Annotated in this window: 29 protein-coding genes and 1 pseudogene; 11 read left to right on the forward strand and 19 right to left on the reverse strand. The window is 70.5% G+C overall.

The window, feature by feature from the left end:
• Positions 1-2: 2 nt before the first annotated feature.
• The 8 genes from ACWCQS_RS19645 to ACWCQS_RS19680 all read right to left on the reverse strand — a co-directional run bounded on the left by ACWCQS_RS19645 (position 3) and on the right by ACWCQS_RS19680 (position 8,522).
• Positions 3-485: an HAD domain-containing protein gene (locus ACWCQS_RS19645; protein ID WP_451005576.1), complete on the reverse strand. Its 483-nt coding sequence runs from the start codon at positions 483-485 to the stop codon at positions 3-5.
• A 336-nt stretch (positions 486-821) separates the two neighbouring features.
• A complete protein-coding gene (locus ACWCQS_RS19650) occupies positions 822-2,852 on the reverse strand; it encodes a HelD family protein (RefSeq protein ID WP_451005577.1) in 2,031 nt (676 codons plus the stop codon).
• A 51-nt stretch (positions 2,853-2,903) separates the two neighbouring features.
• Entirely contained in the window at positions 2,904-3,518 is a 615-nt protein-coding gene (locus tag ACWCQS_RS19655) for a TetR family transcriptional regulator (RefSeq protein WP_451005578.1), read from the reverse strand.
• A gap of 26 nt (positions 3,519-3,544) precedes the next feature.
• A complete protein-coding gene (locus tag ACWCQS_RS19660; protein ID WP_451005579.1) occupies positions 3,545-4,441 on the reverse strand; it encodes a phosphotransferase in 897 nt (298 codons plus the stop codon).
• Between the two features lie 214 nt (positions 4,442-4,655).
• Positions 4,656-5,360 carry an HAD family hydrolase gene (locus tag ACWCQS_RS19665; protein WP_451005580.1) on the reverse strand — a complete coding sequence of 235 codons (705 nt, stop codon included), beginning with the start codon at positions 5,358-5,360 and terminating at the stop codon, positions 4,656-4,658.
• A 14-nt stretch (positions 5,361-5,374) separates the two neighbouring features.
• Positions 5,375-6,532: a phosphotransferase family protein gene (locus ACWCQS_RS19670; protein ID WP_451005581.1), complete on the reverse strand. Its 1,158-nt coding sequence runs from the start codon at positions 6,530-6,532 to the stop codon at positions 5,375-5,377.
• A gap of 62 nt (positions 6,533-6,594) precedes the next feature.
• Positions 6,595-7,428, reverse strand: coding sequence for a winged helix-turn-helix domain-containing protein (locus ACWCQS_RS19675; RefSeq protein ID WP_451005582.1), 834 nt, complete (start codon positions 7,426-7,428; stop codon positions 6,595-6,597).
• Positions 7,429-7,643: 215 nt separating this feature from the next.
• Positions 7,644-8,522, reverse strand: a complete 879-nt coding sequence (locus ACWCQS_RS19680) for a winged helix-turn-helix domain-containing protein (protein WP_451005583.1) — start codon at positions 8,520-8,522, stop codon at positions 7,644-7,646.
• A 299-nt stretch (positions 8,523-8,821) separates the two neighbouring features.
• On the opposite strand from ACWCQS_RS19680, the gene ACWCQS_RS19685 reads away from it, so the two are divergent.
• Positions 8,822-9,004, forward strand: a complete 183-nt coding sequence (locus ACWCQS_RS19685) for a hypothetical protein (RefSeq protein ID WP_451005584.1) — start codon at positions 8,822-8,824, stop codon at positions 9,002-9,004.
• Between the two features lie 800 nt (positions 9,005-9,804).
• Here ACWCQS_RS19685 and ACWCQS_RS19690 read toward each other — a convergent pair.
• The 3 genes from ACWCQS_RS19690 to ACWCQS_RS19700 all read right to left on the reverse strand — a co-directional run bounded on the left by ACWCQS_RS19690 (position 9,805) and on the right by ACWCQS_RS19700 (position 12,452).
• A complete protein-coding gene (locus tag ACWCQS_RS19690) occupies positions 9,805-10,716 on the reverse strand; it encodes a GntR family transcriptional regulator (protein ID WP_451005585.1) in 912 nt (303 codons plus the stop codon).
• Between the two features lie 105 nt (positions 10,717-10,821).
• Positions 10,822-11,571: an HAD family hydrolase gene (locus tag ACWCQS_RS19695; protein WP_451005586.1), complete on the reverse strand. Its 750-nt coding sequence runs from the start codon at positions 11,569-11,571 to the stop codon at positions 10,822-10,824.
• Positions 11,571-12,452 (reverse strand): GntR family transcriptional regulator, encoded by an 882-nt coding sequence (locus ACWCQS_RS19700; protein ID WP_451005587.1) that lies wholly within the window; start codon positions 12,450-12,452, stop codon positions 11,571-11,573. Before ACWCQS_RS19700 ends, ACWCQS_RS19695 begins: the two co-directional genes overlap by 1 nt.
• Positions 12,453-12,585: 133 nt before the next feature.
• On the opposite strand from ACWCQS_RS19700, the gene ACWCQS_RS19705 reads away from it, so the two are divergent.
• Positions 12,586-12,753, forward strand: coding sequence for a hypothetical protein (locus tag ACWCQS_RS19705; RefSeq protein WP_388630840.1), 168 nt, complete (start codon positions 12,586-12,588; stop codon positions 12,751-12,753).
• A gap of 13 nt (positions 12,754-12,766) precedes the next feature.
• On the opposite strand, the pseudogene ACWCQS_RS19710 reads toward ACWCQS_RS19705, so the two are convergent.
• The 3 genes and pseudogenes from ACWCQS_RS19710 to ACWCQS_RS19720 form a co-directional block, all read right to left on the reverse strand.
• Positions 12,767-13,677 (reverse strand): annotated as a pseudogene (locus ACWCQS_RS19710) (winged helix-turn-helix domain-containing protein).
• 318 nt (positions 13,678-13,995) lie between these two features.
• A complete protein-coding gene (locus tag ACWCQS_RS19715; protein ID WP_451005588.1) occupies positions 13,996-15,234 on the reverse strand; it encodes a GNAT family N-acetyltransferase in 1,239 nt (412 codons plus the stop codon).
• 84 nt (positions 15,235-15,318) lie between these two features.
• The gene (locus ACWCQS_RS19720; RefSeq protein ID WP_451005589.1) at positions 15,319-15,966 is read right to left on the reverse strand and encodes an RsiG family protein; all 648 of its coding nucleotides are present in this window, start codon (positions 15,964-15,966) and stop codon (positions 15,319-15,321) included.
• Between the two features lie 159 nt (positions 15,967-16,125).
• On the opposite strand from ACWCQS_RS19720, the gene dtd reads away from it, so the two are divergent.
• The 3 genes from dtd to ACWCQS_RS19735 are packed head-to-tail and all read left to right on the forward strand — an operon-like array spanning position 16,126 to position 17,360.
• Positions 16,126-16,551, forward strand: a complete 426-nt coding sequence (gene dtd, locus ACWCQS_RS19725; protein WP_351805233.1) for a D-aminoacyl-tRNA deacylase — start codon at positions 16,126-16,128, stop codon at positions 16,549-16,551.
• A gap of 55 nt (positions 16,552-16,606) precedes the next feature.
• On the forward strand, positions 16,607-16,744 hold the full coding sequence (locus ACWCQS_RS19730; RefSeq protein ID WP_451005590.1) for a hypothetical protein: 138 nt from the start codon (positions 16,607-16,609) through the stop codon (positions 16,742-16,744).
• Positions 16,745-16,757: 13 nt separating this feature from the next.
• The gene (locus ACWCQS_RS19735) at positions 16,758-17,360 is read left to right on the forward strand and encodes a hypothetical protein (protein ID WP_451005591.1); all 603 of its coding nucleotides are present in this window, start codon (positions 16,758-16,760) and stop codon (positions 17,358-17,360) included.
• A 36-nt stretch (positions 17,361-17,396) separates the two neighbouring features.
• Here the strand turns inward: ACWCQS_RS19735 and ygfZ are convergent, their stop codons facing one another.
• The 4 genes from ygfZ to ACWCQS_RS19755 form a co-directional block, all read right to left on the reverse strand.
• Positions 17,397-18,362 carry a CAF17-like 4Fe-4S cluster assembly/insertion protein YgfZ gene (ygfZ, locus tag ACWCQS_RS19740; protein WP_451005592.1) on the reverse strand — a complete coding sequence of 322 codons (966 nt, stop codon included), beginning with the start codon at positions 18,360-18,362 and terminating at the stop codon, positions 17,397-17,399.
• A 9-nt stretch (positions 18,363-18,371) separates the two neighbouring features.
• A complete protein-coding gene (locus ACWCQS_RS19745) occupies positions 18,372-18,809 on the reverse strand; it encodes a Fur family transcriptional regulator (protein WP_451005593.1) in 438 nt (145 codons plus the stop codon).
• 49 nt (positions 18,810-18,858) lie between these two features.
• Positions 18,859-19,434, reverse strand: coding sequence for an FABP family protein (locus ACWCQS_RS19750; RefSeq protein ID WP_451005594.1), 576 nt, complete (start codon positions 19,432-19,434; stop codon positions 18,859-18,861).
• Positions 19,435-19,666: 232 nt separating this feature from the next.
• Positions 19,667-19,801, reverse strand: a complete 135-nt coding sequence (locus ACWCQS_RS19755; protein WP_451005595.1) for a hypothetical protein — start codon at positions 19,799-19,801, stop codon at positions 19,667-19,669.
• A gap of 48 nt (positions 19,802-19,849) precedes the next feature.
• On the opposite strand from ACWCQS_RS19755, the gene ACWCQS_RS19760 reads away from it, so the two are divergent.
• A complete protein-coding gene (locus ACWCQS_RS19760; protein WP_451005596.1) occupies positions 19,850-20,212 on the forward strand; it encodes a DsrE family protein in 363 nt (120 codons plus the stop codon).
• 4 nt (positions 20,213-20,216) lie between these two features.
• Here the strand turns inward: ACWCQS_RS19760 and ACWCQS_RS19765 are convergent, their stop codons facing one another.
• On the reverse strand, positions 20,217-20,480 hold the full coding sequence (locus tag ACWCQS_RS19765) for a DUF3099 domain-containing protein (protein WP_388630868.1): 264 nt from the start codon (positions 20,478-20,480) through the stop codon (positions 20,217-20,219).
• A 284-nt stretch (positions 20,481-20,764) separates the two neighbouring features.
• On the opposite strand from ACWCQS_RS19765, the gene ACWCQS_RS19770 reads away from it, so the two are divergent.
• The 5 genes from ACWCQS_RS19770 (at position 20,765) to ACWCQS_RS19790 (ending at position 24,236) form a co-directional block, all read left to right on the forward strand.
• Entirely contained in the window at positions 20,765-21,508 is a 744-nt protein-coding gene (locus ACWCQS_RS19770) for an LmeA family phospholipid-binding protein (RefSeq protein WP_451005597.1), read from the forward strand.
• Between the two features lie 198 nt (positions 21,509-21,706).
• Complete coding sequence (locus ACWCQS_RS19775) at positions 21,707-21,787, forward strand: Ms5788A family Cys-rich leader peptide (protein ID WP_350751515.1); 81 nt, start codon at positions 21,707-21,709, stop codon at positions 21,785-21,787.
• A 129-nt stretch (positions 21,788-21,916) separates the two neighbouring features.
• Positions 21,917-22,762, forward strand: coding sequence for a sulfurtransferase (locus ACWCQS_RS19780; protein ID WP_451005598.1), 846 nt, complete (start codon positions 21,917-21,919; stop codon positions 22,760-22,762).
• Positions 22,763-22,819: 57 nt separating this feature from the next.
• Complete coding sequence (locus ACWCQS_RS19785; RefSeq protein WP_384776111.1) at positions 22,820-23,110, forward strand: DUF1416 domain-containing protein; 291 nt, start codon at positions 22,820-22,822, stop codon at positions 23,108-23,110.
• A gap of 391 nt (positions 23,111-23,501) precedes the next feature.
• A complete protein-coding gene (locus ACWCQS_RS19790; protein ID WP_451005599.1) occupies positions 23,502-24,236 on the forward strand; it encodes a hypothetical protein in 735 nt (244 codons plus the stop codon).
• The last annotated feature ends 12 nt before the right edge of the window (positions 24,237-24,248 follow it).

Genomic DNA, 24,248 nt, shown 5'->3' on the forward strand with positions numbered 1-24,248 from the left:
TGTCAGTGGCCGGCCGCCCGCAGCCAGTCCTCCAGGATCCCGAAGTCGCTCTCCGTCAGGCCGTGCCGGTGGTCGACCCGGTGGAGAAGGGCGAGGCCGGGATGGTTGGCGGCCGTCCAGGCGCGGTCGGCCTCCGTGATCTCGTCGTCCACCCAGACGAACGGCCGCCCCGACGCCCAGGCGACCAGCGGCCGGGTCTTCCAGTGCAGGGGCTCCGTTGGCCCGTCCGCGTCGGGCCACTGCACGACCGGCAGCGGGGGCAGGCCCAGCCAGGGCGCGAGGCAGGCGTTGGCGTCGTCCATCCAGGTCGTGGCCCACACCAGCTCGCAGCCCAGACCGACGAGCCGGGGTCCGAGCGCCGGATCGACGCGGGCCAGGAGCGGGTGGCCGTCGGCGGGCACCCGCGGGCCGTCGTACACCGGGTAGGCGCGGTCCGCCGCCCCGAACGGGATGAGCGGGCCGTCGACGTCGAGGAAGAGCAGCATGACCTCCAGGATCAGCCCCCGAAGCCCTGCGCCGCCAGGATCTCGTCGCTGCGGAAGCGGTGGGCCTAGGCCCTGTCGTCAAACTCCCTCCCCCAGCCTTCGGCCGGGCGGTGCCCCCAGCCCCACGACGCCATGCACGCTCCCCCAAAGGGGGCACCCCCACTCGCCGCACCGGGCCCGGGCCCAAGTACGCCCAGTACGAGGCCAGAGCCCGGCACTCCCCCAGCCTTCGGCCGGGGGGACCCCCAGAGCACGCACCTACTGCATACATCAGCCCCTCCGCGGCGGGCGCGAGGCCCGCCCTCCGGGCGGACGGCGGGAGTTTGACGACAGGACCTAGAACGGCAGCGGGCGGGCGTGGATCACGTCCAGGCGGGAGACCGCCCGGGTCAGGACCACGTACAGCCGGTGCGCGCCGCGCTCCTCCGCCTCCGCCACCGCCGCCGGTTCCACGGCCACGACATGGTCGTACTCCAGACCCTTCGCCAGGGTCGCGGGGACGAGTGTCACGCGGGCGCCCAGCGCGTCCGGGCCGGCCGGGTCCAGGCCCGCCGCGGTGAGGGCCGATCGCACGGCGTCCAGGTCCGCGTCGGCCGTCACGACGCCCACCGAGCCCTCGTGGGCCAGCGCCTCGCGCACCGCGGTCACGGTCGTGCCCGGCACGTCGTCGGTCGGGCGCAGCCTCAACTCGCCGTCCGCGCGCAGGGAGTGGGCCGGGGGCACCGATACGTCCAGGCGGGGCAGCAGGCGGTTGGCCAGCTCCAGGACGGCCGCCGGCACCCGGAAGCCGGTGGTCAGCGGGACCACGGCCGCGTCCGGCCGGCCGAGGTGGCGCAGCTGGACGGACCAGTCGCGGGCGGCCCACGGGGTGGTGCCCTGGGCGAGGTCGCCGAGGACGGTCAGCGAGCCGAAGGCGGCGCGGCGGGCGATGGCCCGGCACTCCATGGGCGAGAGGTCCTGCGCCTCGTCGACGACGAGGTGGCCGTACCCCTCCGGATGCTCGATCAGCCCGGACAGTTCGTCCAGCAGGACCAGGTCGGCGGCCGACCAGCGGGCCGACTTGTACGAGCGGGGCGGGCGGGACCACCGGAGCGCCGTCTGCTCGTCCGGGTCCAGGAGGCCGTCGGCCGACCGTGACAACACCGCCGGATCGGTGAGGAGTTGGGCCAGCACCTCCTCGGGGCGGACCTTCGGCCAGACCAGGTCGAGGTGCTCGGTGAGCGGGCGGGCCCGTTCCATGCGGCGCACCCAGGAGGCCGGCAGGACCCCGGCGCGCCGTTCGGCCCGCTCGCGCAGCAGCCGTACCACCCGGGTGCGCACCCGCTCGCGGCCGATGGCGTACGGCGGCTCCTCGGTGCGCACCGCCTCGACGATGGCGGCCAGTTCCTCTGCGCGCACCCGCCACCGGCTGGAGCCGTCCTTCACGGCGAGGTCTCGCACGCCGTCGGTGGTGGTCCTGCCGTACAGCGCCCGGCGCAGCACTTCGGCCATGCGGGCGTCGTGCTTGAGCGCTGCCGTGTCCGCCGGGTCGGTGCCGGTGACCGGGTGCCGGGCGATCTCGCCCAGCAGGGTGGACTGGCGTACGCCGGTCTCGCCGAGCGAGGGCAGCACCTCGGCGATGTAGTGCAGGAAGGTGCGGTTGGGTCCGAGGATCAGCAGTCCGGCGCGCTGGAGCCGCTTGGGATGGGTGTAGAGCAGGTACGCGGCGCGGTGCAGGCCCACCGCCGTCTTGCCGGTGCCGGGCGCGCCCTGCACGCACACCGAGTCGGTGAGGGCGGCGCGGACGAGGTCGTCCTGTTCGGGCTGGATGGTGGCGGCGATGTCCCGCATGGGTCCGACGCGCGGCCGTTCGATCTCGCGGGCCACGATGTCGCTGGTCCCGGACTCGCCTCGGCCGAGGTGCTCGTCCTCCAGCCCGGTGAGGTCGGCGGACTCGCCCCGGCTGCCCGGCGCCCAGCCGAACCGGCGCCGTACCTCGACGCCGCGCGGGTCGCGGGCGCTCGCCTGGTAGAAGGCGCGGGAGACGGGGGCCCGCCAGTCGACCACGAGGGGCGGGGCGGCCGGATCCTCGGTGATCCGCAGGCGGCCGACGTGGTAGTGCTGCCCGCCGTGCTCGGGGTCGCCGTCGGCGAAGTCCAGGCGGCCGAAGAACAGCGGGCCGGGCGGCAGTTCGCGCAGTGCCTTGGCCTGGCTGCGCAGGCGGTGGCCGAGGACCTCGGCGTCGGCTCCGGAGGCGGAGACGTCCTCGCCGACGACGACCTGTTCGGCGGCGCCCTCGACCATCGCGGCGAGGGCGGCACGGCAGGTGTCGTGGTAGGCGCGCTCGGTGTGCAGCGTGTCCGTGAGGGCGGGGTCGAGTGACGTCATGGCGACCAGCGTACCGCCATAGCGTTACCAAGTTACATTTTTAACCAAGTCTCACTGTGGCCGTTTCAGCTCCGGCAGCCCCTCCTCCAGTCGCCGGAACGCCCGCTCGGCCGCCCGTACGGCGTCCGGCGCCACCTCCTCGACCCGCTCCCCCGCCGCGACCCGCCGCCAGTTCTCCTGGGCGAGGATGCGCTGTACGGCGATGATCTGCCCGGCGGCCAGCCGCGCGTCCAGACCGCCCCCGAGCGCCTCGGCGAGCGCCGCCTCCGACCGCTCCAGATGGGAGTGCGCCCGCGCCACCAGGGCGGGGGTGCCGTAGAGCAGGGTGTGGAAGGCGAGCACCTGGGGGTGGTCGTTCAGGCCGGTGACCGGGTCGCGCCGGTCGAGACCGGCCAGGAAGTGCCGACGCAGCGCGTCCACCGGATCGGCCGCCCCGGCGACCACCCGCGCGGCCTCCGTCTCGTGGTCCGCGATCCGGTGCAGGACCAGGTCCTCCTTGGCCGGGAAGTAACGGAAGAGCGTCGGCTTGGAGATCCCGGCCGCCGCCGCGACCTCGGCCACGGACACCGCGTCGAAGCCCCGCTCCAGGAACAGCCGTACGGCGATGTCGGACACGTCCTGGTACATCTGCCGCTTCTTGCGCTCACGCAGGCCCATCTCACCCATGGGGCGAGCGTACGCAGCATTTCCGGTCAGAGGACGGCTTCCGGGCGGCTGCCGTGCTCGCGGCACCAGCGCATCAGCGCCGCCGCGATCCGGTGCGGACCCGGTACCGGGTCGAGGCCCAGCGGTACGGCGGCCTGAGCGAGGACCCGGCGCAGCTTCAGCGCCGCGGACGCGAGCTGTCGCCATCCGAGGTCCGGTGCGGCGCCCAGCATCAGGGCGCAGCGGATGACATCGGTGATGACGGACTGGGCCCGCTTGTAGCCGAGCAGCAGCGGCAGATCGTCGTGCCAGCCCCTCCCGCTGCCGGGGCGCACCTCCTCCACGGTGACGTGCCACAGCTCGGCCACCCTGCGCGCCTGTCCTGCCGGATAGCGCATCAGATGGAGGTGGGTCGCCAGCTCGTAGAGCGGATCACCGACCATGGCGAGTTCCCAGTCGATGGTCCACAGGCGTTGTTCGGCGTCCACGATGAAGTTCTCGCAGTGCAGGTCGGCGTGGAGCAGGCGGAACGGCCGCCGGGTGAGGCCGGAGACGTGCTTGCGGAGGTGGACGAAGGCGTCGTCGGTCACGCCCAGCTCGCCGAACAGCCCCTCGAACCGGTCGAGGTTGTGCCGGTAGACCCGGTGCTCGGTGAAATGGACGAGCCGCTCCAGAAAACCCTCGGTGTCGCCGTCGTCCGGGCGGTCCTCCGGAGACCATCGACGCGCCGCCCGAAGGCTCCTGGGCTCCACGGCGGCCAGCTGCCGGAAGAGCTCGACGATCTGGCGGTGGTAGACGTCCGGGACCGGCCTGCCGGATTTGTGGAGCGAGCCGAGCGTGCGTCCCTCGATGAACCGCGCGAGGACGATGCCGCCCACGTCCACGACCTCGGGAATGCCCGTGATCCGTCCGGCGAGCGCCCGGAGCAGCTGCTCCTCCGACACGAAGCACCTACGGTCGAACCAGAGCACGCCCGACCGCGGCTCCCGGCATTTCCACCGCCTCGAAGCCACTCGACTCGCCTCGCCCAGCGGCGGGAACGCATAGGTCTCGTGGTGATAACCGTGGAGCGGCCCCTCGACGAGAGACTCGTCACCGCTCACCTCGACCGCATGCAGCCTCGCGACCGACGGCCTGGAAGCGACCACCTGGCCCCCCTCAATCCCCCTGGAGCAACGGAAGGTAAGAAGTCACCACAACGGACGCATCCGCCCGCCTCAGTCCGCGCACCTTGCGCTCGTCCCGCCCGTACCCGACGAAGGCGACCCCCGCCGCCCGCGCCGCCCGGACGTCCGTGCCGCTGTCGCCGACCATGACCGCTTCGTCAGCTGCGGAGCAGAGCGCGGCGAGGGCGCGGTGCAGCACATCCGGGTGGGGCTTCATCAGCCCTGGGTCGGCTGTGCGCCCCTGAACCGTCTCGAAGAGGCCCGACAACCCGGCACCGGACAGATACAGTTCCGCCGCCGCGGGCGCGTTGTTCGTGACGATCGCCAGCCGGCGCCCCGCCCGGGCCAGGTGGTGGACGAACTCGACGGCGTACGGCGTCGGCCAGGCGCTCTTGGCCGCGTCCCGCTCACCCGCCGCGAGCAGTTTCTCCATCGGTGCCAGCAGCTCACGGTGACCGGGTCCCGCCCGGTGCACTGCCTGCAGCACCACATGGGGATCAATGCTCTCCCGCTCCTCGGGCGCGAAGAGTTCACCTGCCCCCGCCGCGTCGGCCACCTCCCGCAGCGCGTCCGCCAGCGGTGCCGACGAGCCCTCGGGGAACAGTCTGCACACGGGCCCGTCGAAGTCGAACAGTACGCAACGTGCCGCGCTCAACAACCGCCGTGCCTGGCGCGTGTCCCCGGCGTCATCGGCCATGCCGCCCCTCCGTCTCATCCGTGCCCGAGTCGTCCGCTCCTCGCAGCCCCGCCGTCGGACCGGACCGGACGGGGTCCCGCATCGACCGCCAGCCACGCCCGCAAGGCGTCGATGACCGCTCCCTCGGCCCGCACTCCCTCCAGAAGCCCGAGCGGTTCGCGCGCCCGCCGCAGCGCCCGGCGGATGCGTTCGGCCGCGAGGCCCAGTTCACCCGGGGCCGGCCGGTCCGGGAGAACCAGCGCCGCCCGCATCACGTCGGGGAACACCGACTGTACGTACTCGAAACCGAGGTACACGGGCAGGTCGGCCTCCATGCCCGCACACAGCGCCCCATGACCCGCACGGTGCATGGCCTCCGTCCACATGCGGACCATGAGGTCGTGCTCCGTCTTGTCGTAGTTCATCCGCACCAGATGGGTCGCCAGGTCGTGCAAGGGGTCACCGAACAGGCAGAGCTCCCAGTCGATCACCGCCAAGCACTCGCCCTCCGGCTCCGGCCGCAGCACCACGTTCGCCCTGTGGACATCGGAGTGCAGCAGGACGAACCGGCGTGAGGTCAGCTCCGGCACACCCCGCATGAAGCGGTCGATCGCGTCCGCGGGAATGCCCACGGCCTCGAACAGCGCACCGAAGCGGGGCAGATTGGCCCGGTGAACCCTTTCTTTCGCGAACCCCGCGATCCACTCCAGGAAGCCACGGCTGTGACCGAGGCGCGGCCATCCCGGGGGAAGCGGCGGAAGTTCCTCCAGTGTGACATCGGCGAGGCGGGCGAAGACCTCCGCGAGAGCCCAGAGCCGGTCACTGCCGATGGCGCCCTCCGGAACCACGTCGGCCAGTGTCCGACCACCGATGTACTCCTGCACGGACCAGTCTCCGAAGTCCGCCAGGCAACGCGGAACTTCACTCATGTGGGCCTCGAGCGCGCGCAGGACTCGGGCCTCGCTGGGCCAGATCCGCGGCACCACCTCGACCGTGGGAAAGGGCGTACGGAACTTGGCGAGCAACCGTCCGGACCGCTGCCCGAGGAGGAAGGCCAGAGGTTGCCGCAGCGATGTGATGCGGTTGATGTTGTGATGGCCGGAAACCACCTCCCCATCGGAGCTGCGGCGCCGCGCCTCCGCGAAGTAGCGCACGAGAGACAGGTGCGCTCCGCGGGGCAGAGGGTGCGACATGCGCGCAGAGAATAGCGGGCAGCAGGAGCCTTCTCACGCCATGTCACTATGTGGACACCGTGTCAGAAGTCGTCCTCGACCTCGCTCAGCAGTTCCCAGCATGACCGGAAACTGGCCTGTGTTGTCGCGAAGTTCCGGCCGTCGTCGGACTCGGTCTCCGCGGGTTCGGCGCGGTAGTGGGAGAGCGTCGAGCCGAGACCGAGGACGTCCAGCGACGGCACCGGGCTGCCGTCCGTCTCCAGTCTGATCGTGCGCTCGAACACCTCGTACAGGCCGAACAGCAGGTCCTTTTCGTTGATGACGTAGAGCTTGTACTGCGGGGTCATCGGCACGCGCCGGACCTCCGCCTCGGCGTCCACGCCCAGCCCCCGCCACTGCTCCATGAGGTCCTTGATCTCGATGGCGTACCGCCGTGCCATGGCACGCCAGCGCTGCCAGATCCGGTCGTCGCCGGGGTCCTTGGCCGCGGGGTAGGCCAGCCGCAACCGCTCGGAGGGCAGGAGCATGCGCAGCCTCACCCGCTGCGGCGCGACCTCCCCGCCGGCCACACGTTCGGCCTGGACCTTCAGATGGTTCCACAGCGTCTCGGAGGTCAGCGTGAACGTGTCCAGGAGAACTTCGGGCTCCTCGAAGGCGCGGTGGATGAACGGCCCGAGCGAGACCGTCGCCCCGTGCCTGGGCCGCGCACCGGACGATCCCACGTCCGGAACCTTGAGCACCCGCATACCGCTGCCCTGCCGGGACTCCACCCATCCCTCGTCCACCAGCTTGCGCAGCACCCGCTGGATGGTGTCCCGGCTCACCCCGAACTCCTCGGCCAGCTGCCGCTGTGTCTTCAGATGCTGGCCGGTCCGGTAGGTGCCGTTCGCAAGCTGCTCCCGGAGCACGGACTCCACGAGAGTGGACGCCCTGGCTCCGCCTTCCGCATGTCCTGAGGTAGCCACACACCGAACCTAGCGCCCTGGCACACGGAACGCACTACTTTGGGCCGCTCGTCCACCCATATTGGACCGATAGGAGCAACCGAGATGACTGGAAACCGGCAAGTTGGCCGTGCCGACTCATCCGGCTGAAAGTGGCGGACATGTGAGCGCGGCCTTCCGGTCGCTGGTCAGGAGAGCGTGAGATCCGTGGTGATGGTGCCCCACAGAGCGTCGAACCACTTCTGGGACTGTTCCCCGAACGTGGCGTCCCGGTCACCGGCGCTCTTCTCGAAGCAGAAGAGGAGTGACTGGGAGCCGAGGGCGTCCCACATGTCGAGCCGCTGGCTCCCCCACTCCTCCTCCCGCCTCGTCAGCATGTAGTACCCGAAGAGCACTTCCTCGTTGTTGAGCAGGTACATCTTGAAGGGGGGAGTGAACGGCAGCGCGCGGAAGGTGACCTGCACGTCGATGTCGTGCGTGGCCCGCAGGGCCAGGAGATGGTGCTCGATGACCTGGCCCTGGGCGTTGCGCATCGACAGCCAGCGCCGATGGACCGGGTCGTCGTCCCCGTGCCCCTCCACGGGCACCGGGAAGGCGAGGTTGATGTCCCGGGACGGCACGAGGATCCGGACCTCGATCGTCCGGGGGCGCAGGGTGCCCTCATGGATCAGCCGGAGCGGCTCGCCGAGGGCCACCATGAGGGTCTCGGCGGTGTGGGAGACGACGTCGATGCGCACATGCGGGGCCGCGAAAGCCTCGGTCAGCCGGGGCGCGAGGGCCACCATGGTCGGCTGGGGCTCGCTGCGCGTCGCCGCGGGCTCCGCGACACGGGGGGGCCTGCCCTTGCTCACGTCGGTCAGCAGTCCGTCGACCTGCAGCAACCGCAGAGCCTGCCGTACGGCACCCCGCTCGACACCGAACTCGCCGGCCAGTTCCGCCTGGGTGGGCAAGCGGTCGCCCGGCCGCAGCCGGCCGTCACGGATCCGGCTCCGCAAGGCGTCGGCGACGTCGCGGAACGAGAGTGGTCTGCCGTGGTCCACTGCCACATGCTCATGGGTCACAACCAAAACGCTACAACTTTGATCCATCTCCGGGGAGTTGTTTCGTGGTTGTTTATGAAGATCCGCCAACGTCCGGAACTTGGTCACAGTTGGCACCAACATAAGGGCAACTCGCTGGGGAACCAGCTCCGCGCTCGGCCAGTCGGCCCGTCACCCGTGCAATCGGACCGGAATTCAGTCAAATAATCAGTCCAACCATGACGGTCGGTTAAGCGATCAATCGATGAGGGCAGAAACTTCATGTCGAGATCAGTCCAATTGGACGATGCGTTGATCACACAGCACATGTGACGACAGGGGGAGACATGATCGTCAGTCAGCTGGTCACCGCCACCCTGACCATGGGCCTGGAGCACCTGGTCGAGGCACGTTACGGAGGACTGGGCATGCTCTCCTTGTTCCTCGTCGGCGCGGGGATCAAGGCACGCAACTCGACCTGCTCCGGCATCGGCGCTGTGCTGCTTCTGCTGCTGATGCTCCAGGCCTGAATCACAACACAGCAGTCCAATCACCGGAAACTAACCGGATTTGACTGGTCCGTCTCAATCCTGGGCGGGGTGCGCCTGCGTCGATCCTTTCCGGAGTAAGGACTCCTCCAGTGACTTCGCGGCCCTCATCACATCGGGATACACCGACTGCGCCCGTTCGAAGGCCACGTAGTGCCGCAGATCCCGGGTCACGCCGCGGATCGCCGTAGGTGGCGAGCTCCCAGTCGACCCGGATCAGGGGCGGGTCACCGCCGTACAGCCCACCGGAACGGGCCCAGTTGGGTTTGCGGATCTGCAGGTCGGCCAGCCGGGCCAGAGTCTGCAGGAAACCCTGGCTGTCGGTGTGGTTCCGGGGCCACAGGAAGGGCGGCGGCGGCAGCGCGGGCCCCGCACCTTGGCCGCCTGGGCGAGCAGGTCCGCCAGTGCCCCGACCAGCAGGCGGCTGACCGGTTTGCCGGCCCGGCAGACGCTGGTGAGCGGCACCCCTTCCGACCAGGCACTCGGGCGCGTTGGGCAGAACGCCCTTGACGGCCCGCAGGATGCCCGCCTCGCTGCGCCAGGTCCGGATCACCACGGGCAGGGCGCCGACGCCCGGCAGCCGTACGGTCATGAGGGTGCCCGGCTTCCGGCGCAGTTGCCGGGCCATGGCAACCGTCAGCGGCACCACGTGGTGCACGCGCCCCGGCGGTGTCGCAGCGGACGGGTGGTGTGCCACTCGTCCGCGCCGAGCCGGCAGAGGCTGGCTCGGCGCCATCCCTCACGCGAGAACCCGAGCGGTCACTCGGACGGTAGGGCGGATGCTATCCCCACGCCTGTGCCGCCGTCTCGGCCGCCGCGGCCTCGTCCGTCAGCAGCTCCCACGTGGCCTCGAACCACGCCTTCATGCCGTCCACGAAGGTCGACCCCGGTGAGTCGGCACGGGCGTCGCGGACGTGGTGGGTGAGCGTCGCGCCGAGCCCGAGGACGTCCACGGCCCGGACCTCCTCACCGGTTTCGAACATCACCGGGCGGACGATCGGTATGTACGGGCCGTGCAGCACCTCGGAGCGGTTGATGACATAGAGCTTGAAGGTGGGCGCGAAGGGGGCGTGGCGGAATTCGTACTCCACCCTGGGGACGAGCTGCTCGGCGCTCAGCTCGCCGAGGACCTTGTGCAGCGAGGCGGTGTGGGCCTCGGTGATGCCCCGCAGCCGTTCCCGCAGCCGTTCGTCGTGTCCCGGCTCCACCCCGCGCGGATAGGGCAGCGCGTCGATCGCGGACGGCAGGATCAGGCGCAGGGCGATCCGCCGGGGCGCGATGATGCCGGCGCGGATCCGCTCCGCCTGCAGACGGATGTGGGTGTCCAGGCTCTCCGAAGTCAACGTGTAGATGTCGAGCGTGACTTCGGGCTGCTCGCACGCCTCGGCGATCAGCGGCCCCAGGGTCAGCTGGCGCCGGGACCTGCTCGCCCGGGGCGTCGAGGACTGGATGCGCTGGTTGCGCACCACCCGCGAGCCCTTGCCCTGCCGGGACTCGATCCATTCCTCACCGCGCAGTGCGCGCAAGGCCCGCTGCACGGTGTCCCGGGAGACCCCGAACTCCCTGGCCAGCGTGGCCTGGGAGGGAAGGTAGGTCTCCACAGGATAGAAGCCGTCGGCCATCCGGGCCCGCAGCTCCTTCGTGACCCGGAGAAACTCGTGCCCGCCGGCCTCGTCCTTCCGCTCCGCCGTCATGCGCCGTACGTACCTCCCAGGCACCGTCGGCAAACCCACAACAGTCAGGCAACCAGTCAAGTCAACTGCGCCGCTACTGGACCGAGTTGGCCGGGCGTGTTGCCGTCACCAGCCCCGCAGCACCCGCAGCAAAGGCTCCAGCGACGCGACGACGTGCCCGGCCCCGGCATCCCGCAGAAGCTTCCCCTTCCGATCGTTACGCGCGTAGCCGAGAAAGGGCACGCCTGCGTCGTTCGCGGCGGCGAGGTCGGACGGCGAATCGCCGATCATCAGGGCCGCCGAAGGGGCGGAGCCCGTCGCGGCCAGCGCCCGGTTGAGGCAGTGCGGGTCGGGCTTGAGGAGGTGCAGCTCGGTCGTACGGCCGTAGATGTGGGGGGCGAAGCAGCCGGTGAGCCCGCGGTCTTTCAGATAGGTGCGGACCACCTTCGGGGAGTTGTTGGTGGTGATGGCCAGCCGGGCGCCCACCGCCGTCCAGGTGCGTATCAGGGGATCGGCGTATGCGGTGGGCAGCGCGGATCCGGCGGCCCGCAGCTCCTCCTTGGTGAGACGTTCCTCCAGCTCGGTCACGAGGTCGCTGCCGGGGTGCCGCAGGTCCACCGCGCGCAGCACCTCGTGCGGGTCGAGCGAGTCCCGCTCGGAGCCGCTGAGCAGGTTGTTCAGCCCGCGCCCGGCCAGCCAGTCCACCAGCTCGGCCGCCACCCGTTCGGCCGTGTGCCGCGCGAACAGACGGCAGATCGGCCCGTCGAAGTCCCACAGGACCACCCGGGCATCTTCGATCAGATCCCGGAGCCGATCGGTCTCGTATGCGGTCTGTTCGGACTGCGTCTTCTCAGTCTGCGTCGCATCAGAAGTCACTAGGAGAGTGTCAGGTCCGTGGTGATGGTTTCCCAGAGGGCGTCGAACCACTTCTGCGATTGCTCCACGAACGCCGCATCCCGCTGCCCGGCCCGCTGCTCGAAGGAGAACAGCAGGGACTCCGAGCCGAGTGTGTCGTACATCTCCAGCGTCCCGCTGTCGGTGGGCTCCGCGCGGCGCGTGACCATGTAGTGCGCGAACAGCGCCTCGACCCCGTTGAGCAGGTACAGCTTGACCGGCGGGGTGAACGGCAGCGCCCGGAAGGTGACATGGACGTCGATGTCGTGGGTGCCGCGCAGCGCCTGCAGGTTGTACTGCAGGACCTGGCCCTGGGCGTTGCGCATGGCCAGCCAGCGCCGGTGCACGGCGTGGTCCTCCTCGCTCCCGGCGTCCACCGACACCGGGAAGGCGAGGCTGATGTCGCGGGACGGCAGCAGGATGCGGGCGTCGATCTGCTGGGGGCGCAGCCGGCCCTCGTGGATCAGGCGCAGCGGCTCGCCGAGCGCGGGGATCAGGCTCTGGGCGGTCAGACAGAGGGCGTCGATGCGCACGTGCGGCGCCGAGAAGGCCTCGGTCAGCCGGGGCGCGAGCGCCACCATGGTCGGCTGCGGCTCCCCCCGCTGGGGCTGCGGCTCGGCGACCCGCGGCGGGCTGCCCTTGCTGACGTCGGCGAGCAGCCCGTCCTCCTGGAGCGCCCGCAGCGCCTGGCGTACGGCGCCCCGCTCGACGCCGAACTCCCCGGCCAGCTCGGCCTGGGTGGGCAGCCGCTCGCCCGGCTGCAGAGCGCCGGTGCGGATCCGCTCGCGCAGGGTGTCGGCGATCTCCTGGGGCGTGAGCCTCCTGCTGCCGTTCACTGCCACATGCTCCTGGGTCACGACCAAACGCTACAACTTTGATCCATCTAAGGGGAGTTGCCGAGAAGTTGTTTATGAACTCGGACCAAGTGGGGACAACTTAATCGGAGTTGGTTGCCAACTTTCCCGAGTTGGCCAATCTTCTGAAGGGGGAACCGCCGTGCCAGCCCTCGCTCTCCTCGTCGAGCAACTCGTCCAGTGGAAGTACGGTGTCGCCGGCGCCGTCGGACTGCTTCTGATCTCCGTCGGCATCGAGACCAAGAGCCACAAGGCCCTCTCCGCCGGCGCCGTACTGCTCGCCGTGCTCCTCGCGGGTCCGGCGCTGTAAGGCCTCACCAGTCCTAGGAACTGAGCAGCAGCTCCGAACTGATCGTCTCCCACAGCGCGTCGAACCACAGCCGCGACTGCTCCACGAACGCGGCGTCGCGCTCCCCGGCACGTCGCTCGAAGGCGAACAGCATCGAGCGCGTGCCGTCGGCGTCGTACAGCTCCAGATGCTCGTGCTCGATCTCCCGCTCGCGGCGCTTGAGCGTGTAGTACGCGAACAGCGCCTCGGAGCCGTTGAGGAGATACGGCTTGACCGGCGGGGTGAACGGCAGGGCCCGGAAGGAGACCCGGACGTCGACGCCGTGCGTGGTGCACAGGGCCAGCAGGTTCTGCCGCAGCACCATGCCCTGGGCGTTGCGCTGGGCCAGCCAGCGCCGGTGCAGCAGACCGTGGTCGTCGGCGGCCACCGGGGCCGGGAAGGCCAGGTCGATGTCACGGCTGGGCAGCAGCACCCGGACGTCGATCTTGGCCGGTTTCAGACGCCCCGCGTGGATCTGCCTCAGCGGCTCGCCGACGGCCAGCGTGAGCGAGACCGAGGTCAGGCAGAGCGCGTCGATCCGCACGTGGGGGGCGGCGAAGGCCTCCGCTATCCGGGTGCGAGGCCGACCATCGTGGGCTGCGGCGCCGCCGGTCCGGCCGGCCGCCGGGCCGGTGGCGGCACCGCCGCCACAGTGGCCGGGCTGCCCTTGGACACGTTGGTGAGCAGATGCTCCGACTGCAGGATGCGCAGGGCCTGGCGTACGGCACCGCGTTCGACGCCGAACTCGACGGCCAGCTCCGCCTGCGTGGGCATGCGCTGACCCGGCTGCAGCAGCCCTGCCCTGATCCGGCTGCGCAGTTCGTCGGCGATGTCGCGATGGGACGTATGGGGCCGCTGTGACCTCGTCCGTCCACTGGCGGAGGCGTGCTCCGGGTCCACAAACAAACACTACAACTTCCCGCCAAGTTCCGGCAGTTCGCCGATAGCTGGTTATGAGTCGCTTCCTGGCGGACATAAGTACGGTGAAGTTGGCTGCCAACTTGCAGGACATGGTCAAGCTTCCCAGTGGTTGGCCGACCGGGCTCCCTTCCGGAGGGGAGCCGGGAGCCCGGGCAGGGGACGGCCACCGAAGCGCACAGTCACAACTGAACACGACATCGCACAGCCACAACTGAACACCGCCAGCACAGCCACAACTGAACAGCTCGCTACGGATGCACAGTCCAAAGCCGTCGGCAGAAGGGAGCGGTCAGCAGGCAGCGATCAGAAGATGTCCGGGCACCAAGGACGCGCGGACGAGCGGAACAGGGCGTCGGCCTTCCGGGCGGCGCCCTCTCGTTCTTCCCGCACCCGCCCGAGCGCCGCGAGCCGCAGCACCGACTCGCCGCCGAGCCAGACCGAGGCCAACTCGCCCACGCCCAGGGTGAGATCGGCGCCCTCAGTGCCCGTCGGCACACAGGACGCCCCCTCGGGCGAGGCCTCCAGCCGGAACCGGCCCCCGGCCAGCCCGGCGTCGTCCACGACCTCCAGGACCAGGGTGCCCCTCCCGTCGTACGTCCGCGCCTGAAGGGCCCGTACGACGTCCAGGATCCGCACCCACAGCCAGTCCGCGTGCCCGGTGATCCGGGCGGCGCGCGGGTCGGGGAGGTAGCCCGGCAGCAGGTCGTCGGGGCCGCGGAAGCCGGTCTTGACCTTGGTGATCCAGTCGATGGAACACAGGTAGTGCCACAGGGCGCGCTCGGCCGCCGGGGTGGTGGCGGTGAGCTTGAGCACGGAGGCGGTCTGATCCGGCTGCTTGCCGGTCCAGGTGTCGTCGGACTTGTACGCCACCAGGCCCTGGACCTCGCCGTCGGCCGCGCGGTGGACGGCGTAGAACGGCTCGGTCCAGTCGGCGCGGTAGCGGACCGCCCCGGTGTGCATCTGCCACCACAGCTCGTCCCGGCTGACCGCGCCGGGCTGGGCGCGCCGGAACCGCTCGTAGAGCTCCGGGCCGAGCTTGCGGACCTCCGCCCCGTCCACCAGGTCGATGCGGCCCCCGTCGCCCGGGCCCGACCAGCGCGGATCGAGGCCGGCCCGGGGCACCTCCACGGTCCACTGGGTCGACCAGGTGGCCGGGCCGAAGCCGTAGCGGCCGTAGATCGGGTACTCGGCGGCGATCAGCGTGGCGACCACGTCGCCGCGCTCCTTCGCCGCCGCGAGGTCCTGGTTCATCATTCGGGTCAGCAGGCCACGGCGGCGGTGGGTGGGGCTGACGGTGACGTTGCTGATCGCGTCCGCCGGGACCAGGCCGCCGCCCACCGCGGTGAGCTCCTGCGCGAAGGAACGGAAGGTGGCGACGCACCGGCCGCCGTCGAAGGCGCCGAGCAGCCGGCCCGGCACGAACTGCAGGCGCCGGGCGTCGAGTTCCTCGGGCGTCAGCGCGGGCGGCTCCAGGAACCCGGTGGCCAGCGCGCGCTGCCAGTCCTCGAAGTCGGCCTCGGTGACTATCCGGACGTCGCTCATGGGGCCACGGTAGGCGGGCGCCGCGCCACCTGTCGCCTTGATTTCCACGCTTCCCGAACTCGCGGGCGCCGCCGCCCGCCGACGTCATGTCAGCAGGTCGTCGACCTGTGCCTCGCCCACCCGGTACCGCCGCGCGATCTCCCCGCTGCAGTCGTCGGTCGTCCGCTGCAACCGCTGGCGACGCCGGGACACCTCCTGCTCGTACCGCACCAGGCGCCCCATCGCGCTGGCCAGTTCCAGGTCGGTCCGCGCCTGCAGGTCCGACAGCTCGACCTCGGCGAGCATCTCCGCGGCCAGCTGCCGGTACTCCTCGTTGTGCGGGGTGCCGAGCGTGACATGGCGGGCCGAGGAGCGGTGCCGGGCCGGGGCGTCCTTGAGGATCTCCGGGAGCCGGTCGACCATGGAACCGTCCGCGGGTGCCGGCACGGACGCGCGGCCCCGCCGGCACAGCTCCGCGCGCAGGATGTCGATCCGCCCCTGCAGCAGCCGCCGCACATAGCTGAGGTCCGCCTCGTCACGCTGGGCGTCGCGGCGCAGCGTGCGCAGTTCGGGCAGGCTCAGCCGGGCGAGGTCGAGCGGATGGGGGTCCGCCCAGCTCGAAGAGTCCGGGGGAGGCTCCGCGGGCAGCGCGGGGCCCGCCGGGGCTGCCGGGCTCGCCGGCGCGTCGGCGCGCTGGGCGGGCGGCCGGTGCGTCCCCTGCGTCCCCAGCCACCCGCTACTCGGTGTGCTCATGTGCTTGTGACCGTCCCCTCGACCGGCGTGTGAAAGCATCGTGCCACCCCAACTGGCCGCTATGTGACCGAGTGCCCCCGAACGGCCCCAGATGGGGGGTAAGGGATCGATATTGGACCCCATGTGACCGCGTACCGGGCACCCGGCATGATGGTCCGCATGCGTGCGGTGGTGCAGAGAGTGGACGGCGCGAGCGTCGTGGTGGACGGTGAGACGGTCGGCGCGATCGAGGGCGAGGGACTGTGCGTCCTGGTCGGGGTGACCCATGAGGACACCAAGGAGAAGGCGGCGCAGCTGGCCCGCAAGCTCTGGTCGATCCGCATGCTGCAGGACGAGAAGTCGTGCAGCGACATCGACGCACCACTGCTGGTCATCAGCCAGTTCACGCTCTACGGCGACGCCCGCAAGGGCCGGAGGCCCACCTGGAACGCCGCCGCCCCCGGCGATGTCGCCGAGCCGCTGGTGGACGAGGTGGTGTCCCGGCTGCGGGCGCTGGGCGCGACGGTGGCGACGGGGCGGTTCGGCGCGCGGATGCGGGTGTCGCTGACGAACGACGGACCCTTCACGGTGCTGATCGAGGTCTGAAACAGCACCGGATCGGCTGGTTTGCCCGGCGGTCCGGCCGGGATACCCATGCCGCATGATTCCATCCCGGGTCGAGGACACCCTGCCGGAGCTGGCCCCCTTCGTTCACGCCGTGCAGGCGCGGCGGCCCGACGACGGCACGTGGTGCGAGGCATGGACGGTACGGGACGTGCTGATCCACCAGACGGGCTGAGGAACTGGCCCGGGTGCTCCAGGCGTTCCGCGCCGGATCGCCGGTGGAGACCCGGGGCTTCGACCGCGAGGAGCCCTTCCGGCGGCTGTCCGACTCCGAGCTCTGGGCGACCTTCCTGAACCGCTGCGAGCGGCTCACCGAGGTCGCCGCGGCCGCCGCGCAGGACCTGTCGCCGGACACGGAGATCAGGTGGACCGGCCGGACGGTGACGGCCCCCTTCTTCGCGGAGCACATGCGGGAGGAGCTGATCCTGCACCGCTGGGACCTCACCGGTGACGACCGGACGGCGGTGCAGGCGCTCGACGAGCCGTGGATGACGGAGCACAGCGTCGTGTCGGTCGGCCGGCCGTTGCTCGCACGCGGCAGCACCGGCCTGGATCTGGGCCCCGACGGACGGATCGAGGGCCGCCTGCGCACCCCGGGCACGGACGACATCGTGGTGACCGCCGACGCCGACGGCGCCGGCATCCGGTTCGCCGCCCCGAGGGCCCCGCCACCATCGAGAGCGACGCGGCCACCCGCGTCCTGCTGCTGTGGGGGCGGCGCCCGGCCGCCCCGTCGCGCTGGCACAGCGCGGCCGGCCCGGAGACGCTGCGGGGCGTACGGACTCTCCTGAGCGGCTACTGACGCAGTCGCAGTCCCCGTCGCACGACTACGGCTCGACCACGACCTCCTGCGCGGCGGCCGTCTCTCCGGCCAGGAGCCGCGCGTCCACGGGCACGTTCCGCTTCACCAGCGCCAGCGCCACCGGGCCCAGCTCGTGGTGCCGTGCCGACGTCGTCACAAAGCCGATCCTGCGGCCCTCCGGGCCCTCGTCGGCGAGCCGGATCTCCGTGCCCGGCACCGGCAGATGCACCTCGCTGCCGTCCAGGTGGAGGAAGACCAGGCGCCGGGGCGGCTTGCCGAGGTTCTGCACCCGGGCGACGGTCTCCTGCCCCCGGTAACAGCCCTTCTGCAGATGCACCGCCGTGCCGATCCAGCCCAGCTCGTGCGGGATGGTCCGGTGGTCGGTCTCGAAGCCGAGCCGGGGCCGGTGCTGCTCGACGCGGAGCGCCTCGTGGGCGAGGAGGCCGGCGGCGGGCCCGTGCGCGGCCGCGAAGGACTCCAGGTCCTCGCGCGGCAGGAAGAGATCACGGCCGTACGGCGTCTCGCGTACGACGACGCCCGGCGGCACCTCGGCGATGGAGCCGGCGGGCAGATGGACCACCGCGAAGTCGGCCGTCCGGTCGGCGACCTCCACGCGGTAGAAGAACTTCATCGACTCCAGGTACGCGAGCAGCGCGTCCTGCGTACCGGGCTCGACGTGCGCCCACACGGTCGTGCCGTCGTCCACCAGGTACAGCGCGTGCTCGATGTGCCCGTGCGCGGAGAGGATCAGCGCCTCGGTGGCCTCACCGGCCGGCAGCTCGCTGACGTGCTGGGTGAGCAGCAGGTGCAGCCAGCTCAGCCGGTCCGCACCGCTGACGGTGATGACACCGCGATGGGACAGGTCGACGAAACCGGTGCCGTCGGCGAGGGCGCGCTGCTCGCGGAACAGGTCGCCGTAGTGGGCGGCGACACCTTCGTCCACACCCTCGGCGGGGACGGCGCCGGGCAGGGACAGCAGAGGGCTCTTCATACCGTCAGCCTACGACGTGGTAGTTGAACTCTTCAGTGAGCAGTCCTTGCACCGGCCGAAGATCGCGAAGTGCTTCATGTCGGTGTCGAACCCGAACTGCCGGCGCAGCTTGGCGGTGAACTCGGCGGCCACGTCCACATCGGCCTCGATCACGTTCTCGCAGTCGCGGCAGACCAGGTGCAGATGGTGGTGGCGGTCGGCGAGGTGGTACGTCGGCGCACCGTGCCCGAGGTGGGCGTGGCTGACCAGGCCCAGCTCCTCCAGCAGCTCCAGCGTCCGGTAGACCGTGGAGATGTTGACCCCCGACGCCGTCTTCCGCACTTCGCCGAGGATGTCGTCGGGGGTCGCGTGCTCAAGGGTGTCGACGGCTTCGAGGACAAGCTGCCGCTGCGGCGTCAGCCGGTAGCCGCGCTGCCTGAGGTCGCTCTTCCAGTCGGTGCTCACCACACCCACGAGTCTAGGACCACTCGGTGTGGCCCACTTGGGGAAGACGGGCCTACTTGAAGAAGGCGATGCCGTCGTCCGGGAGGTCGTCCGGGAGGGCCTTGGCCCAGCGCTCGACGTCCTCGGGGGTGACGACCTTCTTCAGGTGGGCGGACATGTAGGGGCGCAGCTCGACCTCGGGGGTCTGCTTCTCGCCGACCCACATGAGGTCGCTCTTGACGTAGCCGTAGAGGCGCTTGCCGCCGCTGTAGGGCTGGGAGGCGGCCGTGCGGGCGACGGCGTCCGTGACGAGGTCGATCTGCGGCTTCTGGTGGGCCATCTCGCCGTACCAGATCTCGATGACGCCGTCGTCGCGGGTCATCGTCACCTCGACCTTGCGGTCGGCGTCGATCCGCCAGTAGCCGGACTCCGACTCCAGCGGGCGGACCTTGTTGCCGTCCTTGTCGAGCACCCAGGTGCGCGAGTGGTACTCCAGGAAGTCCCGGCCGTCGTGGGTGAAGCTGACCTCCTGCCCGAAGTTGCACTTCTCCGAGCCGGGGAAGTCGTGCACGCCCGCCCCGGCCCAGTTGCCGAGCAGGAAGGCGAGCGGGACCAGGTCCTTGTGCAGGTCGGACGGGATCTCGATCATGAGGGAAGCTTCCTAGAGGTGGTTCAGCGCTGGCCCTGGTACAGCTTCTTCACGGTCAGACCGGCGAAGGCGAGCACGCCGACGCAGACCAGGACCAGCAGGGTTTCGAAGAAGATCTCCACGGGTGCTCCTTGAGCGAGGGTGGGCATACGACAGAGCCGGGCCCCAGCTTACGCGGCCGGGAGCCCGCTCTCTTTGCGAGGTCGTCCGTAGCGGCGTCACCCTTCGGGTCTCAGTCGAGCAGCTGCTGCTGCAGGACCACTGTCTGCTGGAACGGGATCTCCTTCGCGCCGCCCGCGCGGGACCGCACCGCGAGCGCGATGGCGTCGCCGGAGGTGAGGTAGGCGTTGTAGCGCAGCTCGATCACGATTCAGTGTGTGCCCGTGGCGGCCGGTGCCGCGGTTACGCTTCCGGCATGACCAACAAGCTCGTGATCAAGGTGACGGCCGGGGCCGATGCCCCTGAGCGCTGCTCGCAGGCGTTCACCGTGGCCGCGGTGGCCGTGGCCAGCGGGGTCGAGGTGTCGCTGTGGCTGACCGGGGAGTCGTCCTGGTTCGCGCTGCCGGGGCGGGCCGCCGAGTTCGAGCTGCCGCACGCGGCGCCGCTCCCGGATCTGATCGAGTCGATCCGGGCCGCCGGGCGCATCACGCTCTGCACGCAGTGCGCGGCCCGGCGCGAGATCACCGAGAAGGACGTCATCGAGGGCGTACGGATCGCCGGTGCGCAGGTCTTCGTACAGGAGGCGCTCGCCGACGGCGCCCAGGCGCTCGTGTACTGACGCCTCACGGCCGCGGGCGCTTCTTGCCGTCCAGCTCGTCCCACCACTCGTCCGACTGGGGATCGCCGGAGGGGTCGTCCCACCAGCGGTCCTCGGGGCCCCGCCGGTTCGCGATCATCGCGGCGACCGGCGGGATGATCATGGCCACGATGCACATGCCGACGGCCGCCGGCACCGACCAGATGCGCACGACCCCCCAGGCCAGGACGAAGAGGCCGATGCACGTCCCCATCATGGCGAAGTAGATGTGCCGCCGCCGCGCGTACATAAGTTCAGGGTAGGCCGTGGCCCGGATCCGGCACGCGGGACCGGCGTGGGCCACACCGGTCGGCGGTCGCGGCCGTTCGGTGGACGCACCGGGGCGGGCGCGACCCGGCGGGGCATCCGTTCTCATCCCCTCTCCTCCCCGGCTCGCGCATCCAGCACACCACGGTGAGCGGCACCGGCGGCGAGTCGGCTGTCACAAGTGATCCACATTCTTCCCCGGGTCGCGCGCCGCGGAGTTACCTTGGCGTAGCCACGCACCGACCGCCGACCCGGGGGAAACACCACATGCGCGCCCTGCGAATAATCCTGATCCTCGTCGTGATCCTGGGTGGGCTGTTCGTGATCGCGGACCGGGTGGCCGTGCACTTCGCCGAAGGGGAGGCCGCCGACAAGCTGAAGTCGACGCAGAACCTGGCCTCGACGCCGGACGTGAACATCAAGGGGTTCCCGTTCCTCACCCAGGTCGCGGGCGGCTCGCTCGACGACGTCGAGGTCGGGATCAAGGACTACGAGGCCGCGACCGGGACCGCCGGGAAGACGATCCGGATCGACGATCTGCAGGCCGACATGAAGGGCGTCTCCTTCTCCGGCGACTACAGCTCCGCCACCGCCTCCAGTGCCACCGGCACCGCGACGATCTCCTACGCCGAGCTGCTGAAGACCGCCAAGCCCGAGCCGACCGAGGTCGTCCCCGGCCTCAAGGCCAAGGTCGTCAGTCTCGCCGACGGCGGCCACGGGAAGATCAAGGTGACGGCCAAGCTGACCGGCACGCTCGGCCCCCTGCCGATCAACCAGACCGTGTCCGTGCTCAGCACCGTGACCGTCGAGAACAACAGGGTGCAGGTACACGCCGACTCCCTGCCCAAGCTCGCCGCCGCCGCGATCGCCGAGAACCGCATCCGCGAGATCACCGACTTCCAGCAGGCCATCAACCAGCTGCCCGGCGGCGTCAAGCTGGACAAGGTGCAGGCCGCGCAGGACGGTGTGGAGATCAGCGTGAAGGGTTCGGACGTCAAGCTGGCGGGGTAGGGCCACGCACGGACGGCAGGTGTACGTCCGACTGGCGAGACGGGTCGTCCGTTGAGTAGACGCGGCGACCCGCGCGAGCGCTCGGGAGGCCGCGGGGCGGCCGCCGGGCGCTCTTCCCATCCCGCCATACGGACGATCGTGTCTCGTCATATGACACGCCGGTGACACGCCCGCCCGGACGTCCCTACGATCGCATGCATGAAGCGACAGGCGGATCTCACGAAGCGGCGGGCAGTGGACCTGTGCCGCGTTGCCGCCATGCTCTGTCGCCCCTTCTGAGCGAAAGTCCCCGGCTTCCGCATCTCACCGCCGCCCTGCTGGAAGGGCACCCGTGCGCCGCTCGGGCTCTACGAGCGCGCACCCCTGTACTCGCACACCCCGCCGCAACTGCCCCGGAGGAGAAAGAGCATGAGCCGCACCGACGTCCTGGTCGACGCCGACTGGCTGCAGGAGCACCTGGACGACCCGGCCATCGCCATCGTCGAGGTGGACGAGGACACGTCCGCCTACGAGAAGAACCACATCAAGAACGCGATCCGCATCGACTGGACCAAGGACCTGCAGGACCCGGTCCGCCGCGACTTCATCGACCAGGAGGGCTTCGAGAAGCTCCTGTCGGAGAAGGGCATCGCCAACGACACCCTGGTGGTCCTCTACGGCGGCAACAACAACTGGTTCGCCTCGTACGCCTACTGGTACTTCAAGCTCTACGGCCACGAGAACGTCAAGCTCCTCGACGGCGGCCGCAAGAAGTGGGAGCTGGACGCCCGCGAGCTGGTCGCCGGCGACGAGATCCCGGAGCGCGCCAAGACGGAGTACAAGGCCAAGCCGCAGGACACCTCGATCCGCGCCTTCCGTGACGACGTCGTCGCCGCGATCGGCTCGCAGAACCTGGTCGACGTGCGCTCGCCCGACGAGTTCTCCGGCAAGCTGCTCGCCCCGGCGCACCTGCCGCAGGAGCAGTCGCAGCGTCCGGGTCACGTCCCGAGCGCCCGCAACATCCCGTGGTCCAAGAACGCCAACGACGACGGCACCTTCAAGTCGGACGAGGAGCTGAAGGCCCTCTACGCCGAGGAGAACGTGGACCTCGCCAGGGACACGATCGCCTACTGCCGCATCGGTGAGCGCTCGGCCCTGACCTGGTTCGTGCTGCACGAGCTGCTCGGTGTCGAGAACGTCAAGAACTACGACGGCTCCTGGACCGAGTACGGCTCCCTCGTCGGCGTGCCGATCGAGCTCGGCGCGAACAAGTAAGCCCACCCCTCATCCATCCCGACCGACCTCCCGGTCACACCCCTCTGGAGAAACAGCATGTGCGGAGCGAAGGCCGGCGGCCCGGACGCCTCGACGATCAAGCCCGGTGAGACCACGATCCAGGGTCAGGTGACCCGCGACGGCGAGCCGGTGACGGGCTATGTCCGTCTGCTGGACTCGACCGGCGAGTTCACCGCCGAGGTTCCCACCTCGGCGACCGGTCAGTTCCGGTTCTACGCGGCCGAGGGCACCTGGACGGTCCGGGCGCTGATCCCGGGCGCGACGGCCGACCGCACGGTCGTCGTGGCGGAGAAGGGCGCGCTGGCCGAGGTCGCCATCGCGGTCTGAACGGGCCTGCGCGAAGCAGCAGCACAGTGACGGTCGAAGGGCCGCATCCCCGGGGTTGGACGCCAGTGGGGGTGCGGCCCTTCGGCATGCGCGGTGGGCCGTTGCTAGCGCGACGCGCCTCATTGCGCCAGTAACGACACGCTTGCTGCTGGGGTAGGCACTAGTACTAAGATCATCCAAAAGGTCTAGCGGTGAGTCAATTCCCCTTTTTCTGCGGTGATTTGACGCCCTCTCGATGAACGGCGAGCGGCCGACATCAGCCATAATTCCCCCAATTGGTGCACAAAAACCCAGTCTCCCGTCATTCCCGACATGACAGCCATAGCGGTCGGCGAATACGTTCCATGACGACCGGCCAACGAGTCGGTGTCTCAGAGACTGGAGAAGCACGATGAAGATCTCGCGTTCGACCGTCGTCACCGCTGCGGCAGCGGCAGCCGCGGCTCTGGCCGCGACCGGCGTCACGTACGCCTCGGCCGCCTCCGCGCCGGAGGCGGCGTCGGCCGTCCACCAGGCGGCCCCGGCCGCTGCCGCACCGCTCGGTGGCGCCGGCAACAACAACGGCAGCGGCAATGGCAACGGCAACAACAACGGCAACGGCAACGGCAACGGCAACAACAACGGCAACAACAACATCGGCAAGGGCAACGAGGGCCGCGAGGGCCGTGGTGGCGGCCGTGGTGGCGGCTGGGGCGGCGGCTGGGGCGGGTGGGACGGAGGCCGGATCGAGATCAACGAGCGGTCCTACTCCGCCCACCCGGGTGACTGCATCACCGTGGTCAGTGGCCTGGGCGCCAAGACGCTGAACATCCGGAACGACAGCCACCGGGTTGTCGAGGTGTTCCGCGGCGCGGTCTGCGACAACGGCGCTCCCGTCGCCACTGTCGGACCCCACAGCCAGAGCGACGGCGTGCGCGTCCGCCGCACGGAGGGCCTCCACGTCAAGGACGGCGTGGTCGGCAGCTTCCGCGTGGTCGGCTGCCCCTGGGGCGGCTGGGGCGGCGGCGACGGCGGCTGGGGCGGCGGCGACGGCGGCTGGGGCGGCGGCGACGGCGGCCGGGGCGGCGACGACGGCGGCTGGGGCGGCGGCGACGGCGGCTGGGGCGGCGACGGTGGTGGCCGGTAACCCAGAGCCCGC

It is taken from the genome of Streptomyces sp. NPDC002076 (genome assembly GCF_053593835.1).

Bases quoted from the DNA above. Each gene is read 5' to 3' on its own strand.
- ACWCQS_RS19645 (WP_451005576.1), bottom strand. From the start codon at position 485: ATGCTGCTCTTCCTCGACGTCGACGGCCCGCTCATCCCGTTCGGGGCG.
- ACWCQS_RS19650 (WP_451005577.1), bottom strand. From the start codon at position 2,852: ATGACGTCACTCGACCCCGCCCTCACGGACACGCTGCACACCGAGCGC.
- ACWCQS_RS19655 (WP_451005578.1), bottom strand. From the start codon at position 3,518: ATGGGTGAGATGGGCCTGCGTGAGCGCAAGAAGCGGCAGATGTACCAG.
- ACWCQS_RS19665 (WP_451005580.1), bottom strand. From the start codon at position 5,360: ATGGCCGATGACGCCGGGGACACGCGCCAGGCACGGCGGTTGTTGAGC.
- ACWCQS_RS19670 (WP_451005581.1), bottom strand. From the start codon at position 6,532: ATGTCGCACCCTCTGCCCCGCGGAGCGCACCTGTCTCTCGTGCGCTAC.
- ACWCQS_RS19685 (WP_451005584.1), top strand. From the start codon at position 8,822: ATGATCGTCAGTCAGCTGGTCACCGCCACCCTGACCATGGGCCTGGAG.
- ACWCQS_RS19690 (WP_451005585.1), bottom strand. From the start codon at position 10,716: ATGACGGCGGAGCGGAAGGACGAGGCCGGCGGGCACGAGTTTCTCCGG.
- ACWCQS_RS19715 (WP_451005588.1), bottom strand. From the start codon at position 15,234: ATGAGCGACGTCCGGATAGTCACCGAGGCCGACTTCGAGGACTGGCAG.
- ACWCQS_RS19720 (WP_451005589.1), bottom strand. From the start codon at position 15,966: ATGAGCACACCGAGTAGCGGGTGGCTGGGGACGCAGGGGACGCACCGG.
- dtd (WP_351805233.1), top strand. From the start codon at position 16,126: ATGCGTGCGGTGGTGCAGAGAGTGGACGGCGCGAGCGTCGTGGTGGAC.
- ACWCQS_RS19730 (WP_451005590.1), top strand. From the start codon at position 16,607: ATGATTCCATCCCGGGTCGAGGACACCCTGCCGGAGCTGGCCCCCTTC.
- ygfZ (WP_451005592.1), bottom strand. From the start codon at position 18,362: ATGAAGAGCCCTCTGCTGTCCCTGCCCGGCGCCGTCCCCGCCGAGGGT.
- ACWCQS_RS19750 (WP_451005594.1), bottom strand. From the start codon at position 19,434: ATGATCGAGATCCCGTCCGACCTGCACAAGGACCTGGTCCCGCTCGCC.
- ACWCQS_RS19760 (WP_451005596.1), top strand. From the start codon at position 19,850: ATGACCAACAAGCTCGTGATCAAGGTGACGGCCGGGGCCGATGCCCCT.
- ACWCQS_RS19765 (WP_388630868.1), bottom strand. From the start codon at position 20,480: ATGTACGCGCGGCGGCGGCACATCTACTTCGCCATGATGGGGACGTGC.
- ACWCQS_RS19770 (WP_451005597.1), top strand. From the start codon at position 20,765: ATGCGCGCCCTGCGAATAATCCTGATCCTCGTCGTGATCCTGGGTGGG.
- ACWCQS_RS19775 (WP_350751515.1), top strand. From the start codon at position 21,707: ATGAAGCGACAGGCGGATCTCACGAAGCGGCGGGCAGTGGACCTGTGC.
- ACWCQS_RS19780 (WP_451005598.1), top strand. From the start codon at position 21,917: ATGAGCCGCACCGACGTCCTGGTCGACGCCGACTGGCTGCAGGAGCAC.
- ACWCQS_RS19785 (WP_384776111.1), top strand. From the start codon at position 22,820: ATGTGCGGAGCGAAGGCCGGCGGCCCGGACGCCTCGACGATCAAGCCC.
- ACWCQS_RS19790 (WP_451005599.1), top strand. From the start codon at position 23,502: ATGAAGATCTCGCGTTCGACCGTCGTCACCGCTGCGGCAGCGGCAGCC.